Here is a 17,191-nt window from a genome sequence, read left to right as displayed (position 1 = left end):
TCCCGCCCTCATCTCCGCCCGAAGGGAAGTGCACCGTGACCGCTGAAACGCCCACGCCGTACGACGCGTACCCGCAATTGACGGATGACCAGATCCAGGTGCTGAGCGCCTGTGGACAGCGGTGGCCGACCGTCGAAGGCGAATTGCTCTATCAGGCGGGCCGACCCAGTCAGGAGTTCTTCGTCGTCCTCAGCGGCACGGTGGCCGTGGTAGAAGGCCATGGCGGTCGGGAGAGGACCTACCAGCTCCATGGCCCAGGGAGTTTCCTCGGCGAGCTCGGCCTGCTGGAGGGTCAGGCCGCCTCCCTCACCGCCGTGGTCCGTGCCCCCGGTGAGGTCCTGGCGGTCGGTTCGGCCGAACTGCGCGACCTGCTCGTCCGCGAACCCGCGCTCGGCGACCTCATCCTGCGCGCCTGCCTTCTGCGTCGGACACTGCTGGCCGGGATGTCCACCGGATTCAGGATCATCGGCTCCGCGTTCTCCCCGGACACCCGGAGGCTGCTCGAGTTCGCCGCCCGTAACCGGCTCCCGCATCGCTGGATCGATCTGGAGAAGGACACCGAGGCCGAGGTGCTGCTGCGCCGTGTGGGAGTGACACCCGAAGAGACCCCCGTGGTGGTCTGGCATGACGACCGGGTGTTGCGCAACCCCACCGACGCAGAGCTGGCACGGGTGATAGGCCTGCGCTCCGACACCCCCACAGAAGCCGTCTGCGACCTGCTGGTGGTCGGCGCGGGACCCGCGGGTCTGGCCGCGGCCGTGTACGGGGCCTCCGAAGGACTGGCCACGGTCGTCCTGGAAGCCGTGGCCACCGGCGGTCAGGCCGGAACCTCCTCCCGGATCGAGAACTACCTTGGATTCCCCGCCGGGATCTCCGGCACCGAACTCGCCGAACGCGCCGCCGTCCAGGCCGACCGGTTCGGCGCCCGGATCACCGTCCCCGCCGAAGCCGCACGCCTGGAACAGCGGGACGGGTCCCACGTCGTGACGCTCACCGACGGTGCCACGATCTCCGCCCACACCGTCGTGGTGGCCACCGGCGCCCGGTACCGGCGCCTGCCCGCAGCCGGCGTCGAACGCCTCGAAGGAGCCGGGGTCCACTATGCCGCCACCCTCTGGGAGGCGAGAAACTGCCGTATGGACCCCGTGGCCGTCGTCGGCGGCGGCAATTCCGCCGGCCAGGCCGCGCTGTTCCTGGCACGTCAGTCGCCCGCCGTGCATCTGCTCGTACGTGGCGGCGACCTCATCCACAGCATGTCCCGCTACCTGATCGACCGGATAGAACGGCACCCCCGGATCGATGTGCTCGTGCACACCGAGGTCCGGCAGGTCACCGGCAGCGACCGGGTCGAGTCCGTTCTCGTCCAGGACAACAGAACCGGCGAACGGCAGGTGCTGGCAGCGAGCGCCCTGTTCGTCTTCATCGGCGCGCACCCCGCCACATCCTGGCTCGACGCGGCTGTCGGCCTGGACCCGCACGGCTTCATCCGCACGGGCCAGGACGTGGTCGACGTCCCCGCGAACCTCTGGCGCCACCTCGCCCGTGCCCCACTCGCCCTGGAGACAGGTCTCCCGGGACTCTTCGCCGTCGGCGACGTCCGCAGCGGCTCGGTCAAGCGGGTGGCCTCCGCGGTGGGCGAGGGCGCGATGGCGGTCCGCCTGGTGCACGAGCACCTCCGGGGGGTGGGATCTCCGGGCATACGTCGACACGCGACGAAGGCCACGGCGACCCGAGGGTGAATGACTTGGTGACGCTCTTCCGACATGCCCTCCGGCAGGTGGTCGTCAGCCGGGAGAGACCGCGGTCACGGCGTCCAGGAGGCCCCGCGTCCAGGAGGTCTAGGCGGGCCGCTCTCCGCCTGGCTTCACCGTGCCGGAGGCCGCACGGATGCTGCTGAGGGCTGCAGCAACCACAGCCTGCGGCGTGATGTCGAATTCCCGGTAGAGGCGCTGATAGTCGGCGGAGGCGCCGAAGTGCTCCAGACCGACGATGTGGCCGGCGTCGCCCACGATGTCGCGCCAGCCCTGACCAACGGCCGCCTCGACGCTCACGCGGGCGCGCACAGCGGGCGGCAGTACCGCGTTCTGATAGGCAGAGGGCTGAGCGTGGAACCACTCCCGGCACGGCATGGACACCACGCGTGCCTCGTACCCGTCGGCAGCCAGCAGGTCACGCGCCTGCAGGGCGATGTGCACCTCCGAGCCGGTCGCGACAAGGACGACGTCGGGCTGCCCGTCGGCACGGTCCACGAGGACGTACGCGCCGCGGGCCGCTTCCTCGGCCGGGGCATGGGTGTCGGCGCCCCGTTCCAGGACGGGCAGCGGCTGCCGGGTGAGCACGAGACCGGCGGGCCTGTCCTGATGCTCGATGATGGTGCGCCAGCAGACGGTGGTCTCGTTCGCATCGGCCGGCCGTACGACGTCGAGGCCAGGAATCGCGCGTAGCGCGGCCAGGTGCTCGACGGGCTGATGGGTGGGCCCGTCCTCGCCCAAACCGATGGAGTCATGCGTCCAGACGTAGGTGGCCGGGAGGCGCATGAGCGCTGCCAGACGGACAGCCGGACGCATGTAGTCGCTGAAGACGAGGAATGTGCCGCCGTAGGGACGTGTCAGACTCTGCAACGCGATGCCGTTGAGGATTGCGGCCATGGCGTGCTCACGGATGCCGAAGTGCAACGTCCGCCCATAGGGATTGCCCTGCCACTCGGACGTCTGCTTGGCGACCGGGATGAAGGAGGGTTCCCCCTTCATCGTGGTGTTATTGCTCCCCGCAAGATCGGCGGACCCACCCCACAGCTCGGGCAGGACGGGCGCCAGCGCCGTCAGTACCTCGCCGGATGCCTTGCGGGTGGCCATTCCGGCAGGGTCGGCGGGGAAAGTCGGCAGCTTGTCGGCCCAGCCGTCGGGCAGACGCCGGTCGCGCAACCGGTCAAGCAGCGCGGCCCGGTCAGGATGGGCAGCGCGCCACCTCTCATACACGCTCTCCCACTGGCGACGGGCGGCAGCGCCCCGCTCCCGCACCTTCCTGACGTGGGCCAGGACTTCATCCTCCACGACGAAGCTCCGACCCGGGTCGAAGCCCAGCAAGGCCTTGGTGGCGGCGACTTCTTCGTCACCGAGCGCTGCGCCATGGGCCTTTCCGGTGTTCTGCTTCGTGGGGGCGGGCCAGCCGATGACCGTACGCAGCACGATCATGGACGGCCGCGAAGTGTCCTGCTTGGCGGCCGTGATCGCCGCCGAGAGGGCGTCGACGTCCTCGACATAGGAGCCCGTGAGTGTGAAGTCGACTGTCTGCACCTGCCATCCGTACGCGGAGTAGCGCGCGGCGACATCCTCGCTGAACGAGATCTCGGTGTCGTCCTCGATCGAGATGTGGTTGGAGTCGTAGAAGACGACCAGATTGCCCAGTTCCTGGTGCCCGGCGAGCGAACTCGCCTCCGATGTGACTCCTTCCATGAGGTCGCCGTCCGAGGCGACGACGTACACGTGATGGTCGAATGGGCTCTCACCCGGCGGGGCGTCGGGATCCAGCAGCCCGCGCTCGCGCCGTGCCGCCAGCGCCATCCCCACCGCGGCGGCCAGCCCTTGGCCCAGCGGTCCCGTGGTGACCTCCACACCCCGGCTGTGGCGGTATTCCGGATGCCCCGGCGTTGCGGAGCCCCAGGTACGGAGCTGCTCGAGATCCTGCAGCTCCAGTCCGTACCCGCTGAGGTACAGCTGGATGTACAGAGTGAGACTTGAGTGCCCGCAGGAGAGCACGAATCGATCGCGCCCCAGCCATTGGTCATCGGCAGGGTCGTGGCGCATGACCTGCTGGAACAGCAGATAGGCCAGCGGGGCCAGGCTCATCGCCGTTCCCGGATGACCGTTTCCCACCTTCTGGACCGCGTCAGCGGCCAGAACGCGTACGGTGTCCACCGCTCGTACATCCAGCGGACCCCAGCCCACCGTGTCCGCGACCGGAAGTGCGAGCTTCGCATCACGACCCGCAAACATTCCGGTGGCTTCCTGTCGCTCATCCATGGCACTGCCTTTCTGGTTGCTTCGACGACCTTTTGGGCGCCTCGGTCTGCCCAGCGCCACACCGCTGGCCCGCGTATCCGCGCTTACGGGGGAGGTAACGGCCCCGCCCCGGCTGCTTTCACCGGAGATCGACGTCGTGCGGCGGGATTTCTGATGGCCCCGGATGAGAGGGAGAGGCAGTCGGTCCTCGATGCCGGTCGACCGATGCGCAGCGCCCGCAGGCTTGGATTCAGGTGAGCCGCGCCGACGCAAAGGCCGTGCGCCCGCCCGCGGCAGCCAGGAACCGCCCGAACCCCTGGCACGGGCTGAAGCGTCCTCGCTGAGCTCGCCGGTACGGCCGCATGCGCTCACTGCTCCGAGCAGGGGCACCAGCAGTCCGATGCGCAGTCGTCGGCCCCGCATCGGGCTCCCATCGCCGCTCTGCCGTGACGCGTCATTATCAACAGGCGTCGCCGTGGCTGAATGCCGCGACATGCCGTTGACGGACGTCTCCCGGCGGAAGGCCGGCGAACCGATGGGCTGGGCCGATGACTCCCTCGGACACCGCAGCGCCGGCCCGACGGGCGGTGTGCGGGCCGACAGCGTGGTCGTGCGCCGTTGGCGCATCGAACCGGTGCACCTCTGGCGCACGGTCTGCTGCAGTCGCTGCCTTTCCTGATCGGTCGGCCGGTGCGAACCCGCACGGCCCAGCATCGTTGGCGTCACACCCCGGCAGGTAATAGGACAGGGATAACGGTGGCACGGAGGAGTGGACCCGAATGCAGATCGTTGTCGACCTCAATCGGTGCCAGGGTTATGCGCAGTGCGTGTTTCTCGCTCCCCAGGTGTTCGAACTACATGGCGAGGAGGCCCTGATGTTCAGGCCGAACGTGCCCGACGATCAGCATGAGCGCGTCCGACGCGCGGCGGCGGCCTGTCCGGTACAGGCCATCCTGGTCGGCGAGCCGGCAGGCCTCGGCACCTCGTGATCGGCGAGGGCCGGATCGTCGTCGTTGGCGCGTCGCTGGCCGGTCTGCGCGCCGCCGAGACGCTGCGCGAGGAAGGCTTCGCGGGATCGCTGACCCTGGTCGGGGAGGAGCCGCACTCCCCGTACGACAGACCACCACTGTCCAAGCAGGTGCTGCTCGGGCGGGTGCGCGCGCAGGACGTCGCGCTGCCGAGCCGTCGTGCGGTGGACGCCCGGTGGAAGCTCGGTGTACGTGCCGTTGGCGTCGACCCGATCGAGAAGCGGGTGATCCTCGCCGACGGTGAACAACTCGCCTACGACCGGCTGCTGATCGCCACCGGAACCCGGGCCCGACCCTGGCCGAACGCCGACGAAGCCCGCCTGGACGGCGTACTCACCCTGCGTACGATCGACGATGCGGCCCGCCTCGCCGAACGCCTCGACGCCGGACCGCGCAGGGTGCTGGTGATCGGCGCCGGATTCATCGGCTCGGAGATCGCCTCCGCCTGCCGGGAGCGCGGTCTCGCCGTAACGGTCGCCGAACGCGGACCCTCGCCCCTCGTCGGCGCGCTCGGCGGGACACTCGGAACCCATGCCGGGAAGCTGCAACGCGCGCACGGAGTCGACCTGCGCTGCGGCGTGACCGTCACCGCGCTGAAGGGCGGCAACGGCCGGCTCACCGGCGCCGAATTCTCCGACGGCGGCCGGATCGACGCCGATGTCGCCGTGGTCGCTCTGGGCGCCCTCCGCAACACCGAATGGCTTGACGGATCAGGCCTGGCCGCGGGCCCCCGAGGCGTCGCGTGCGACGCGGGGTGCCGAGCCTTCGACATGTACGGGATCGTCACCGACGATGTCTTCGTCGCCGGAGACGTGGCACGCTTCCCGCACCCGCTCTTCGAATACCAGATGCTCTCCCTCGAACACTGGGGCAATGCGGTTGCGCAGGCCGAGGTGGCGGCCCACAACATGATCAACCCGGGGCCACGCAGGCGCCCGCACCTGACCGTGCCCGCCTTCTGGTCCAGCCAGTTCGGCGTGAACATCAAGTCCGTGGGCGTACCGACCTTCTCCGACCAAGTGGTCATCGCCCAGGGCTCGTTGCGCGAGGGTCGCTTCGTCGCCGTCTACGGCTACCGGGGGCGCATCACCGCGGCGGTCAGTGTGAACCGCGCCAAGTGGCTGGAGTACTACCAGTACCTCATCGAGACGGCGGCACCGTTTCCCCCCGCGCCCGGTGCCGCCGACCGGCCCGGTTCGGACGATCCCGTCCCCTCCGACGTCCCGTCCCCACAGCTGCTCTCGCACGGCCCGACCGTGGCTCTCACCGGTCATCTGCCGGACAGGCACCTGACTCTGGTGCGGCACGAACCGTCCCCGACCGCCACCCACCGTCGATGAGGAGCCCCACGCATGCCCCCGGACACTCTCTTTGAGCGCATCACCGATTACGCGAACCGCGCCGACCCGTATCCGCTCTACGCGGAACTGCGCGAGAGCGGGGTGGTACGACAGGACAACGGCAGCTACCTGGTGGGCACTTACCATGAGATCGCCGCTCTGCTTCATGACCCACGGATCAGCTCGGACCTCCGTAACCGTAAGGACCCGGACCCGGACGCGGCTCTGGCCAGGTCGGACGAACTGCCGCCGGCCTTCATCGGTGTCGACGACCCCGAACACGACCGGCTCCGCCGCATCGCCATGCGCCCCTTCGGTCCGCCGCACTCCCCGGGACGGATCGACGCCCTGCACGGCGACATCACCCGGATCGCCGAGGAACTGATCCGCTCGTTCCAGGACAAGGACCGGATCGACCTCGTCGACGATTTCGCCTACCCGCTCCCCGTCACCGTGATCTGTCGGCTCCTGGGCGTGCCCCAGGAGGATGTGCCCCGTGTCCGCGCCTGGACGAACGCGATCATCGCCGGTTTCGACCCCACGCCCGGGGACGACCCGGAGCAGCGTCGGCGGTCGGCCCAGGAGGCACGGATGGCGATGGCGCACTATCTGGGCGGACTCGCCGAAGAGCGGCGCGGCCACCCGTCCGGGGACCTGCTCTCCGCCCTGGCCAATGACGAAGGCCCCGAAGGGCGCCTCACACATCCGGAACTGATGGCCACAGCGGTCCTGCTGCTCATCGCCGGTCACGAGACGACCGTCAACCTGATCACCAACGGGATGCTCACCCTGCTGCGTCACCCCGACATCCTGGAGCAGCTGCGCGCCGCGCCCGAACTCATGCCGAGGGCGGTGGAGGAACTGCTGCGCTACGAGCCCCCCGTCCACTTTCTGCCACAGCGCTCACCGCTCACCGATATCGACGTCGCGGGCATCACCGTTCCCAAGGGCGCACCCCTGATCCTCGTGCTGGCTTCCGGCAACCGGGACCCCCTGCGATTCCATGACCCCGACCGGTTCGACCCGATGCGCGAGGACAATCAGCACTTCGGCTTCGGCAGCGGCATCCACAACTGCTTCGGCGCCCCGCTCGCCCGTATCGAGGCGCAGGTCGCGTTCGACGCCCTCCTCCGCCACCTCGACGACCTCCGTCTGGTCGAGGACCCGCCTCCGTACCGGCGCAGCCCCGTGCTGCGAGGTCCCCGCCATCTCCTGATCGAGCGCGCCGCAGGAGCGTAGGCCGCCGGTCGCGCCCGACCGGCCGCTGCCTCTGCCGAATCCGGCGCGACGGGGACGCCGCCCGACGGGCGAGGGCCGTCGGCGCTCAGTGCCGTCCTTCGACGCAGTGGCGCCGCGAAACACCGGACGCCCGCAACGGACACACGCCGCGACACCTGAGTGCCCCGGTCACTGCCCCACCCTCGGCCACTGTCTTCGCCCCCTTGTTGTACTGCCGTTGTCGCCCGGTGATCACATTATCCGGCTGACTCCGTGCGCGATACGACGGGATTCGGGGCGGCCGGCTGCGGACGGTGGTGCAGCCAGTACCCCTCCCGGCAAGCTTTGTCCCGTCGCACCGCCCACCACGCCCGCTCGCCGCGTTGGCCAAAAGCCCTGGTGGCCCCTTCCCCAAGCTCTCAACTGCGTTCGAGCAGGGGAGACCCCACTGGGGGGCTTCCGGCCGCCTTGCGATCGCACGCACTGGACGACGCTCCTCATGGGGCAGACATTGCCGGTCACGGCACTGGCAACACACGTCGCGGGCCGGCCGTGTCGGTATCCGCAGAACCCGTCGAGCCCGGTCGATGGCGTTGGCAGGGGCCCATCATGAGCGGCGGTGGACTCGCCGCGATCAGCCATGGGTCAGGACCGAGCCGAAGTCGGATACGGAGAACCGTGACCATGCCGTGGAACCGGATGATTCGGCCATTCTTGAAGGGTCCCCACGCCGAGTCGGCCGCTGCCCCCCGGCTTCAGGAGCCGACCGAGGGAAGGGCCAAAGAGGTCAGCTCGCGATAGCGGCGTGCGGGCTGGAGCGCGCCCTGGTGGCTGATGGAGCATGCTGCGGGAGACGGAAAGGCGATCGACGAGGTGACCGGCCACGCGATTGCCCGCATTGCCTTCCGGGTGATATTCCTGCCGCGGACGGGTGTCGGAAACTGCAGCCGCCGAGCTGGGTGCACAGGCTGTTCGACCAGGATGAGCCGGCTTTCAACGGAGGCCGGGCCGATCCTCATCAGAAAGGAAATTTCCATGGATGAGCAGGGTGAGCGCTTCGACGTCGTCGTACTCGGAGCAGGCCCAGGCGGATATGTCGCCGCCATTCGCGCCGCCCAGCTGGGCAAGCGCGTCGCCGTCGTCGAGGCCAAATACTGGGGCGGCGTCTGTCTGAATGTCGGTTGCATCCCCACCAAGGCCTTGCTGCGCAACGCCGAACTGGCGCACATCGTCACACGCGAGGCCAAGACCTTCGGCATCAAGGTCGAAGGGCAGGTGTCCTTCGACTACGGCGAGGCGTTCCGGCGCAGTCGCCGTGTCGCGGACGGCCGGGTCAAGGGCGTCCACTACCTGATGAAGAAGAACGGGATCACGGAGATCAGCGGCCGTGGCACGTTTGTGGACTCGCACACGCTCGACGTGGCCCTCTTCGACGGCTCGACCCGGACGATCAGCTTCGACCACTGCATCATCGCGGCCGGAGCGACTCCGAAGCTGCTGCCGGGGACCCGCCGCACCTCACGCGTGGTGACGTACGAAGAGCAGATCCTTGCCGAGGACCTGCCGCAGTCCATTCTGATCGCGGGCGCCGGCGCCATCGGCGTCGAATTCGCGTATGTCCTGCACAACTACGGCGTCGAGGTCACCGTCGTTGAGTTCCTGGACCGGATGGCGCCGCTCGAGGACGCGGACGTCTCTGCCGAACTGGCTCGGCAGTACCGGAAGTTGGGCATTGGTGTGCTCACCTCCACCCGCGTCGATTCGATCGACGAGTCCGGCCCGCAGGTTCGCGTCACGGTCACCGGCAAGGACGGCGCCCAGCAGATCCTGGAGGCCGACAAGGTTCTGCAGGCGATCGGCTTCACACCGAACGTCACCGACTACGGTCTGGAGAGCACGGGCGTACGCATCACCGAGCGCGGCGCGATCGATGTCGACGGCCGCTGTCGCACATCCGTTCCGCACATCTACGCGATCGGCGACGTCACCGCGAAGCTGATGCTCGCGCACGCCGCCGAGGCGATGGGCGTGGTCGCGGCCGAGACCATCGCGGGAGCCGAGACCATGGAGCTCGACTACCCGATGATCCCGCGCGCCACCTACTGCCAGCCGCAGATCGCGAGCTTCGGCTGGACAGAGGCGCAGGCGTGCGAGAAGGGCTTCGATGTCAAGGTGGCCAAGTTCCCCTTCACCGCGAACGGCAAGGCGCACGGCCTGGGCGACACGACCGGCTTCGTGAAGCTGATCAGTGACGCGAAGTACGGCGAGATCATCGGCGCCCACCTCGTCGGCCCGGACGTCACCGAACTGCTGCCGGAGCTCACCTTGGCCCAGCAGTGGGACCTGACGGTCCACGAGGTCGCTCGCAACGTCCACGCCCACCCGACGCTCGGCGAGGCGGTCAAGGAGGCCGTGCACGGACTCGCCGGGCACATGATCAACATGTGAGAGAGCGGCGCCCCACGTTTGCCCCCGGACTCCGTCGGCTGCGTTCCCGGGGGCCGGGGCAGGCCATGAAACCGGGGGACCTGTCAGCGGGTTCGGCTCTTCTCCGCTGATGCGAGGGGAGGACGGACGTCAGCGGGCGACGAGCAGGGCAACGCCGAGGACGCCGGTCACCACACCGATGCCGGCTGTGACGGCCAACAGACAGCGCGTTCTGAGAAATCGGTAGCGGGTGGCGTACTCGATGACGAGTTCGGCCGACCGAGCGGAGACCCGGGCTTCGATCGCCCGCGAAGCGGCAGTCCAGTCGGCAGCGAAGGCACGTTCGACGTCGGCCCGCTGAGCAGCCGTCAGCTGGGGCAGCCGCTCAGCGAAGCGGACGGCCCGGCGGCGCGCCTCCTCGTCCTCGGCACTCGACAGGAGGTAGTCGTCGAGCCGAGCGAGCGGACCGTCGTCCTCCATATCAGCCCCTAGGAACACGCTGTCCTCCGGCACGTGTCCTCACTGCTGTTCGTCCCCCGGCGCCGCTGTCGCCGAGGCGGCCGGATGTCTGTCGATCTCCTCGATGGTGCTGATCTCCGGGTGATGGAGGTCGAATGCCGGGGATTCGGAGCGGATCCGTGGCAGCGTGAGGAAGTTGTGCCGCGGCGGCGGGCACGACGTCGCCCACTCCAGCGAACGGCCGTAACCCCACGGATCGTCGACCGCAACCGGTTTCCCGTACTTGGCGGTCCTCCACACGTTGTAGAGGAACGGCAGCATCGACAGTCCGAGCAGGAACGAGGAGATCGTCGAGATCGTGTTCAGCGCGGTGAAGCCGTCGGCGGCGAGGTAGTCCGCGTAACGACGCGGCATGCCCTCCGCGCCGAGCCAGTGCTGCACCAGGAACGTGCCGTGGAAGCCCACGAACAGCGTCCAGAACGACATCTTGCCGAGCCGCTCGTCCAGCATCTTGCCGGTGAACTTCGGCCACCAGAAGTGGAATCCGGCGAACATCGCGAAGACCACGGTGCCGAACACCACGTAGTGGAAGTGCGCGACGACGAAGTACGAGTCCGAGACATGGAAGTCCAACGGCGGCGAGGCCAGGATGGCGCCGGTCAGACCGCCGAAGAGGAAGGTCACCAGAAAGCCGATGGACCAGAGCATCGGAGTCTCGAAGGACAGCGAACCGCCCCACAGCGTGCCGATCCAGTTGAAGAACTTCACCCCGGTCGGAACGGCGATCAGGAACGTCATGAAGGAAAAGAACGGCAACAGCACACCGCCGGTGACGTACATGTGGTGCGCCCATACGGTCACCGACAGGCCTGCGATGGCAATTGTCGCGGAGATCAGACCGACATAGCCGAAAATCGGTTTGCGGCTGAAGACGGGAATGATTTCGGAAACGATCCCGAAGAACGGCAACGCGATGATGTACACCTCTGGATGGCCGAAGAACCAGAAGAGGTGTTGCCAGAGCAGCGGGCCGCCATTGGCCGCGTCGAACACATGCGCACCGAACTTGCGGTCCGCCTCCAGCGCGAGGAGCGCGGCGGCGAGCACCGGGAAGGCCAGCAGGACCAGCACGGCGGTCAGCAGGACGTTCCACACGAAGATAGGCATCCGGAACATCGTCATGCCGGGTGCGCGCATGCAGATGATCGTGGTGATGAAGTTGACCGAACCGAGGATCGTGCCGAAGCCGGAGAGGGCCAGACCCATGATCCACAGGTCGCCGCCGATGCCCGGCGAACGGACGGCGTCCGTGAGCGGGGAGTAGGCGAACCAGCCGAAGTCGGCCGCACCCTGCGGGGTGAGGAAGCCGCTGACGGCGATGATCGAGCCGAAGAGGTACAACCAGTACGCGAACATGTTCAGCCGCGGGAACGCCACGTCGGGCGCGCCGATCTGCAGCGGCATGATCCAGTTCGCGAACCCGGCGAACAGCGGCGTCGCGAACATCAGCAGCATGATCGTGCCGTGCATCGTGAACGCCTGGTTGAACTGCTCGTTCGACATGATCTGCGTGCCGGGACGGGCCAGCTCGGCGCGCATCAAGAGCGCCAGCACACCGCCGATGACGAAGAACGCGAACGACGTGACCAGGTACATCGTGCCGATCGTCTTGTGATCGGTGGTAGTCGCCCATTTCACGACGATGCTGCCCGGCAGCTTTTGCTTTGCCGGCAGTTCGTCCTCGTATGAATCGTCGGAATCAGCCGGTCCGACGGTGACCCTGTTCGCCACTTCAACTCTCCTTCGGCCGACGGCATACCGGCCACGCTGGCACTGTAGGCGAGAGGGTCACGGCTGACGAAATGAGCCGCTGGGCATTCGGCTGATCGGAGTAGAGATCAGGGCCGCACCCGGGGTGATTGCGCTTTCATATGCCCAGGGTTGGGGTGAACAGAAGAGCGAATTTGTTTTCCTGTTCAGGAAGTGCCCCGCCAAAGCCGTATACCTCGGCGGCCTGCCAGACAGCGTCCGGACCGTCCGCGGCCACGTCGACCGCGTACCCCTCCTCGGTCAGCCCGCGCCGCAGCAGCTCCGCCGTGCGGACATCGTCCTCGACCACCAGCACCCGCATGCCTCCACCGTAGGAGCATCGCGGGCGCACCACATGTCGTGATGCGCCTGTCCGCACCCCCTCGGTCACAGGCGGCCCTGCGCATGGTGGGGCTCACCACGGGCGCTGACCCGTGCGCCCGATTCGGCTCGACCGCGAGCGCGTGCCGGGTGACGATGGGCCGCGACGGTGTCGCGGCGGGAACACTTGGCGGATGACATGGAGCGGGCCGAGAGGCAGGAGGCCGGGGTGCTCGGTCGTCTGGAGCGTAGGCATTTCCTCGCTGTTGCCGTGGCTGGTGCGATGGCGGCCGGCTGCCGCTCCTCCGTTGCGAAGGGGCCCCGCACCGCGACCACCCCGCCCGGTTCCACCCCGTCCACCGGGGACGGTGAGCGGACCCGCGCGGGAAACCCCGACTGGCGTATCCGTTCGGAGGGAACGCCCGAGGCCGTCCAGGGATATACCGACAGAGTCAGCGTGCTGCCGGGCGAGGAGTTCGGTCTGTACGTCTCCACGACCGCTTCCGGCTTCCGGGTCTCGGCTTACCGGGTCGGCTGGTACGGGGGACACCAGGCGCGCCTGGTGTGGCGTTCGCGCCGTATCGCCGGCTCGGTCCAGGCGCGGCCCCGGCTGCTGGAGGCCACTCGTACAGTGCGGGCCGACTGGAAGCGCGCGCTCGGCGTACGCACCGACGGCTGGCCGGAGGGCGCGTACCTGCTCCGACTGGAAGCAGACAACGGCCACCAGCGCTATGTGCCGTTGATCGTCCGTTCGGTGTCCGGCGCGGGCAGGACAGTGCTGATGCACGCGGCGTCGACCTGGCAGGCGTACAACGCTTGGGGCGGATACAGCCTCTATCAGGGCGAGGACGGTGCGTACGGGACACGGTCGCTCGCTGTCAGCTTCGACCGGCCCTATGACCGCAGCGGCGCCGAGAAGTTCATGGTCTACGAGAGGGCGGTAGTCGTTCTCGCGGAGCGGCTGGGAATTCCGCTCGCCTACACCACGGGGGTGGACGTCCACCGCGAACCCGCCGTGCTTCACGGCGCCAGCGCGGCGCTCTCCCTGGGCCACGACGAGTACTGGAGCCCACAGCAACGGGACCACGTGACCCGGGCGCGTGACTCCGGTACCAATGTGGCCTTCCTCGGCGCAAACGCCTGCTTCCGCCGGATCAGGCTGGAGCGGGGACCCACCGGCGACGCACGCACAGTGGTCTGTTACAAATCGGACTACCGGGCAGACCCGTACCTCACTGACCATCCGGCCATGCCGACACACGACTTCCGGCAGCCGCCCGGAGCCGACCCCGAATCCTCCCTCACCGGCGTCCTTTACGAGGGCTATCCGGTCGACGCTCCGTATGTGGTCCATGCCGACGACCACTGGCTCTTCGATGGGACCGGGGTCAGGAGCGGAGACTCCTTCGACCATCTGGTCGGGGTGGAGTACGACCGGGTCACGCCGGGGATGCCCACCCCGGCGCCGCTTGAGGTCCTTGCGCACTCCCCTCTTTTTTACAAGGGCATGCCAAGCCATTCCGACTCCGCGTACTACACCGTGCCGAGCGGATCGGGCGTCTTCGCTTCCGGGACGATGCGATGGGTCGAGGCCCTCATGGCCGGAACTCAGGACAACGGACGCAACCATGGCATGGACGCACGCACCGGGCGGTTCGTCACCCGCACGACGGAGAACCTGATCCGGGCGTTCGCGGAGGGCCCGTGCGGCAGGAACAGGCCGAAGCCCCGGAACAATGCGAGCACCCTCTACCCGTCGCCGCCACCCTGAACTTCTCCGCCGTCTCCGATGACGTTCCGCAGACGTTCGTTGTCCTCCGCATCCGGTCGGGGCCATCCGGCCTGCGCAAGCCCAGCTCTCGAACCGCCACGAACCGACCCGCTGGGCCACCGCCTGCCGACTCGTCCGGGGACGGCAGCGCACCGGCGCGTCGGAGCCCCGCGCACGGAGACCGGGCCAGGAGGACACGGGCCGACAGTTCCTGGCGTCAACACGGCGTTCCCGGTTTCTCGCGTTCGACGTAAAAAGGTGGAAAAGCGGGTAACCATCGCAGTGCGTACGGCATCCTCCCAGGCGTGATGAGCCTGACGGGGACACCTTTCTCCCTGACCACGATCGCGCTGGCCGCGGTCACCGTGCTGCTGCCCCTGCTGCTGTGGGGCCGGGTGCGCGGCCCCGCCCTGGTGCGCGGCGCGGTGCGCCTGGCGATGGTCGTCCTCGCCCAGGCGTCGGCCGTGCTGAGCGTCTTCGTGATGGTCAACAACACCAACGGCCTGTATGACAGCTGGGCCGACCTGCTCGGCACCGGACACCACATCGTCGCCGCGCCCGACCTCGGGCGCGACGGACTCGGGGACCGCAAACGACCGGCGAACGAGCCGAAGGTCGTCCAGGACTTCAGTCCAGCGCGTGACGCCCGGATGGGCCGGGGCGTCCGCGTCACCCGGCTGAGCGGTCGGGTGTCGGGGGTGCGCGGCGAGGTGTACGTATGGCTGCCGCCCCAGTACAACCAACCGGCCTTCCGGCACCGGAAGTTCCCCGTGGTCGAGCTCCTCGGCGGCTTCCCCGGATCGGCGAAGGCGTGGTTCAGCAGCCTGCGGGTGCAGTCGCAGCTGGAGGCCGGGATGCGGAGCGGGGAGATCGCCCCGTTCATTCTCGTGGAGCCGCGCACCAATCTGCTGGCGGGCCAGGACACGGGGTGCGCCAATGTGCCGGGTGTCGTGGACGCCGAGTCCTGGCTGAGTGTGGACGTCCGGCAGATGGTGACCGACACCTTCCGCGCGCAGAGGCGTGCGCGTGGCTGGGCGGTGGCCGGGTACTCGGCCGGGGCACACTGCGCCGTGAAGATGGCGCTCGCCCACCCCGACCGGTACCGGGCCGCCGTGGGCCTCTCCGGCTACAACGACCCGGCCGCCGAGCGGGTCTCGCTCACGGGCGGGAATCCGGAGCTGCGGCGGGTCAACAACCCGCTGTGGATTCTGCGCCACGCCACCACCCCGCCGCGCGTCGCGCTCTACCTCTCGGGCGGGCGCAACGACGGCTACCGCGACGGCCTCGCGCTGCGGCGGGCGGCAGCGCCCCCGACACGGGTGGTGGTGGCCGAGGCGAGCGGGCCGCACACCATCGGGCTGTGGAAGCGCCAGGTGCCGCAGGTCTTCCGCTGGCTGACGGCCGAACTGTCGCGCTACGCGGGCCGGGTCGCTCCCGCGAAGGGCATCTGACCGATGAGGACGAGCCGGACCGGGGCGCCCGGGTGGGCGCGTGGATCATCTGCGGTGAGGACGCCGTCGTGGGCGGCGGTCAGCTCGGTGAGCGCGGCGGCGACGACGGAGACCCAGCACTGTTGGGTTGAACCTGCGAGCCGGGCCAGGGCACGGCTCGGCTCGCTACCGCTCGTCGGCCTCGAAGGGGAGGACGCGTGAGGGGTGCGCCGTGTCGGCCCGCCGTCAGCGGCGGGTGCGTCGCAGCCGGCGGCCGAGGAGGACGGCCCCTGCGCCGGCGGCCAGGGACGCTCCCGCGAAACCAGCGAGGGCGGCCTTGGCGCGGACGTCATTCGCGGACCCGGCGACCGCCCGGGACGGCCGGGCGGAGGAGGGAGCTCCGGCTGCCTGGAGGATGAGGTCGGCGACCGCCGCGGGATGGGCGATCAAGGACACGTGGGAGGAGTTGATCTCCACCGTGTGCGAACCGGCGCGCTTCGCCTGGAAGCGTTCCTGATCCGGGCTGATGGTCTTGTCCTGCCGGCCGACGAGCGTCCAGGACGGGATGTGCTTCCAGGCCGCGACCTTGGCCTTCTCGGAGAACGCGGTCGTAGCGGCGGGCCGCTGGGTGGCCGCCAGCAGATTCGCCTCGCTCACCGGTAGGTCGGCTGCGAAGACCTGGTGAACCTTGTCGCGCTTGAGGTGCAAGTCGGTCCCGCTGCGGCCGTTCTCCCGGTACGGGACGGACGTGGTGGCGGTGCCCAGTTCAGTGGGGAACCGCGCGGCCAGCGACATGCCGCTCTCGCCCACGTCGGGCATCAGCGCCGACACGTACACGAGCGACTTCACCCTGGGGTTGCCGGCCGCGGCCGAGCTGATCACGGAGCCGCCGTAGGAGTGGCCCACCAGCACGACCGGGCCCTTGATGCTGTCGAGTACCGAGGCGATGTAGGTCGAGTCGCTGTACAGGCCGCGCAGCGGGTTGGCGGGCGCGATGACGGTGTAGCCGCTGCGCTCGAGGCGTGAAATGACCCCGTTCCAGCTGGAGCCGTCCGCGAACGCGCCGTGCACCAGGACCACGGTGGGTTTCGTGACGGTCGTGTCGCCTTCCGCGGCAGCCGGAGCCGCCGCTGACGCGCACAGGGCCAGTGCACATCCGGCGACGGTGATGTGTGCGCGCAGTATTCGACGCCGTGTGCCGGAGATCGCCCATGCGGTCATCCCGTTCTCGCTTCCCTTGAGGTCAACAGCACCTCAGCGTTCACTCATTGGCGCCACCGGGCCCGGCGGCGCTGTCCAACCGGGTGAAACGGGCGGGGCATCGGAGTGAAGGGCTGGCCTCGCCAGGCATGCCAGGACCTGCTTGAGGCATCTCCTGGCGCTGCTG

The 17,191-nt window shown here is 68.8% G+C and carries 13 protein-coding genes; 7 read left to right on the top strand and 6 right to left on the bottom strand.

Annotated features, from left to right (window positions below):
* Window positions 1-35 precede the first annotated feature (35 nt).
* Window positions 36-1,739 (top strand): FAD-dependent oxidoreductase, encoded by a 1,704-nt coding sequence (locus OH809_RS03705; protein ID WP_406424052.1) that lies wholly within the window; start codon window positions 36-38, stop codon window positions 1,737-1,739.
* 99 nt (window positions 1,740-1,838) lie between these two features.
* Here OH809_RS03705 and tkt read toward each other — a convergent pair whose 3' ends face one another.
* A complete protein-coding gene (gene tkt / locus OH809_RS03700) occupies window positions 1,839-4,022 on the bottom strand; it encodes a transketolase (RefSeq protein ID WP_406424054.1) in 2,184 nt (727 codons plus the stop codon).
* 758 nt (window positions 4,023-4,780) lie between these two features.
* On the opposite strand from tkt, the gene OH809_RS03695 reads away from it, so the two are divergent.
* Genes OH809_RS03695 through OH809_RS03685 form a run of 3 tightly spaced genes read left to right on the top strand, consistent with a single transcriptional unit; the run spans window position 4,781 to window position 7,608 of the window.
* Entirely contained in the window at window positions 4,781-4,990 is a 210-nt protein-coding gene (locus tag OH809_RS03695) for a ferredoxin (RefSeq protein ID WP_406424056.1), read from the top strand.
* The gene (locus OH809_RS03690) at window positions 4,987-6,369 is read left to right on the top strand and encodes an NAD(P)/FAD-dependent oxidoreductase (protein WP_406424058.1); all 1,383 of its coding nucleotides are present in this window, start codon (window positions 4,987-4,989) and stop codon (window positions 6,367-6,369) included. Before OH809_RS03695 ends, OH809_RS03690 begins: the two co-directional genes overlap by 4 nt.
* Before the next feature lie 12 nt (window positions 6,370-6,381).
* Window positions 6,382-7,608, top strand: a complete 1,227-nt coding sequence (locus tag OH809_RS03685) for a cytochrome P450 (protein WP_406424060.1) — start codon at window positions 6,382-6,384, stop codon at window positions 7,606-7,608.
* A gap of 734 nt (window positions 7,609-8,342) precedes the next feature.
* Here OH809_RS03685 and OH809_RS03680 read toward each other — a convergent pair.
* Window positions 8,343-8,624, bottom strand: coding sequence for a hypothetical protein (locus tag OH809_RS03680; protein ID WP_406514836.1), 282 nt, complete (start codon window positions 8,622-8,624; stop codon window positions 8,343-8,345).
* Between OH809_RS03680 and lpdA the strand changes: the two genes are divergently transcribed.
* On the top strand, window positions 8,623-10,035 hold the full coding sequence (lpdA, locus tag OH809_RS03675; protein WP_406424061.1) for a dihydrolipoyl dehydrogenase: 1,413 nt from the start codon (window positions 8,623-8,625) through the stop codon (window positions 10,033-10,035). The genes OH809_RS03680 and lpdA overlap by 2 nt on opposite strands.
* Before the next feature lie 129 nt (window positions 10,036-10,164).
* Here the strand turns inward: lpdA and OH809_RS03670 are convergent, their stop codons facing one another.
* The 3 genes from OH809_RS03670 to OH809_RS03660 all read right to left on the bottom strand — a co-directional run bounded on the left by OH809_RS03670 (window position 10,165) and on the right by OH809_RS03660 (window position 12,604).
* The gene (locus OH809_RS03670; RefSeq protein ID WP_406424063.1) at window positions 10,165-10,494 is read right to left on the bottom strand and encodes a hypothetical protein; all 330 of its coding nucleotides are present in this window, start codon (window positions 10,492-10,494) and stop codon (window positions 10,165-10,167) included.
* A 39-nt stretch (window positions 10,495-10,533) separates the two neighbouring features.
* A complete protein-coding gene (ctaD, locus tag OH809_RS03665) occupies window positions 10,534-12,264 on the bottom strand; it encodes a cytochrome c oxidase subunit I (protein ID WP_406424065.1) in 1,731 nt (576 codons plus the stop codon).
* 136 nt (window positions 12,265-12,400) lie between these two features.
* The gene (locus OH809_RS03660; RefSeq protein ID WP_406424066.1) at window positions 12,401-12,604 is read right to left on the bottom strand and encodes a hypothetical protein; all 204 of its coding nucleotides are present in this window, start codon (window positions 12,602-12,604) and stop codon (window positions 12,401-12,403) included.
* Between the two features lie 198 nt (window positions 12,605-12,802).
* Between OH809_RS03660 and OH809_RS03655 the strand changes: the two genes are divergently transcribed.
* The gene (locus OH809_RS03655; RefSeq protein ID WP_406425394.1) at window positions 12,803-14,374 is read left to right on the top strand and encodes a N,N-dimethylformamidase beta subunit family domain-containing protein; all 1,572 of its coding nucleotides are present in this window, start codon (window positions 12,803-12,805) and stop codon (window positions 14,372-14,374) included.
* 308 nt (window positions 14,375-14,682) lie between these two features.
* Window positions 14,683-15,825 carry an alpha/beta hydrolase gene (locus OH809_RS03650; RefSeq protein WP_406425396.1) on the top strand — a complete coding sequence of 381 codons (1,143 nt, stop codon included), beginning with the start codon at window positions 14,683-14,685 and terminating at the stop codon, window positions 15,823-15,825.
* Window positions 15,826-16,050: 225 nt separating this feature from the next.
* Here the strand turns inward: OH809_RS03650 and OH809_RS03645 are convergent, their stop codons facing one another.
* Complete coding sequence (locus tag OH809_RS03645; RefSeq protein WP_406424068.1) at window positions 16,051-17,025, bottom strand: alpha/beta fold hydrolase; 975 nt, start codon at window positions 17,023-17,025, stop codon at window positions 16,051-16,053.
* Window positions 17,026-17,191: the final 166 nt, after the last annotated feature.

The sequence above is a fragment of the Streptomyces sp. NBC_00873 genome, from assembly GCF_045207415.1.
In the GTDB taxonomy this organism is placed as follows: Bacteria; Actinomycetota; Actinomycetes; order Streptomycetales; family Streptomycetaceae; genus Streptomyces.
The sequence above is the reverse complement of the archived record's forward strand: the minus strand, read 5'-3'. Positions and strand labels throughout refer to the sequence as shown.

Bases quoted from the DNA above. Each gene is read 5' to 3' on its own strand.
- tkt (WP_406424054.1), bottom strand. From the start codon at position 4,022: ATGGATGAGCGACAGGAAGCCACCGGAATGTTTGCGGGTCGTGATGCG.
- OH809_RS03695 (WP_406424056.1), top strand. From the start codon at position 4,781: ATGCAGATCGTTGTCGACCTCAATCGGTGCCAGGGTTATGCGCAGTGC.
- OH809_RS03685 (WP_406424060.1), top strand. From the start codon at position 6,382: ATGCCCCCGGACACTCTCTTTGAGCGCATCACCGATTACGCGAACCGC.
- lpdA (WP_406424061.1), top strand. From the start codon at position 8,623: ATGGATGAGCAGGGTGAGCGCTTCGACGTCGTCGTACTCGGAGCAGGC.
- OH809_RS03680 (WP_406514836.1), bottom strand. From the start codon at position 8,624: ATGGAAATTTCCTTTCTGATGAGGATCGGCCCGGCCTCCGTTGAAAGC.
- OH809_RS03670 (WP_406424063.1), bottom strand. From the start codon at position 10,494: ATGGAGGACGACGGTCCGCTCGCTCGGCTCGACGACTACCTCCTGTCG.
- OH809_RS03660 (WP_406424066.1), bottom strand. From the start codon at position 12,604: ATGCGGGTGCTGGTGGTCGAGGACGATGTCCGCACGGCGGAGCTGCTG.
- OH809_RS03655 (WP_406425394.1), top strand. From the start codon at position 12,803: ATGGAGCGGGCCGAGAGGCAGGAGGCCGGGGTGCTCGGTCGTCTGGAG.
- OH809_RS03650 (WP_406425396.1), top strand. From the start codon at position 14,683: ATGAGCCTGACGGGGACACCTTTCTCCCTGACCACGATCGCGCTGGCC.
- OH809_RS03645 (WP_406424068.1), bottom strand. From the start codon at position 17,025: ATGACCGCATGGGCGATCTCCGGCACACGGCGTCGAATACTGCGCGCA.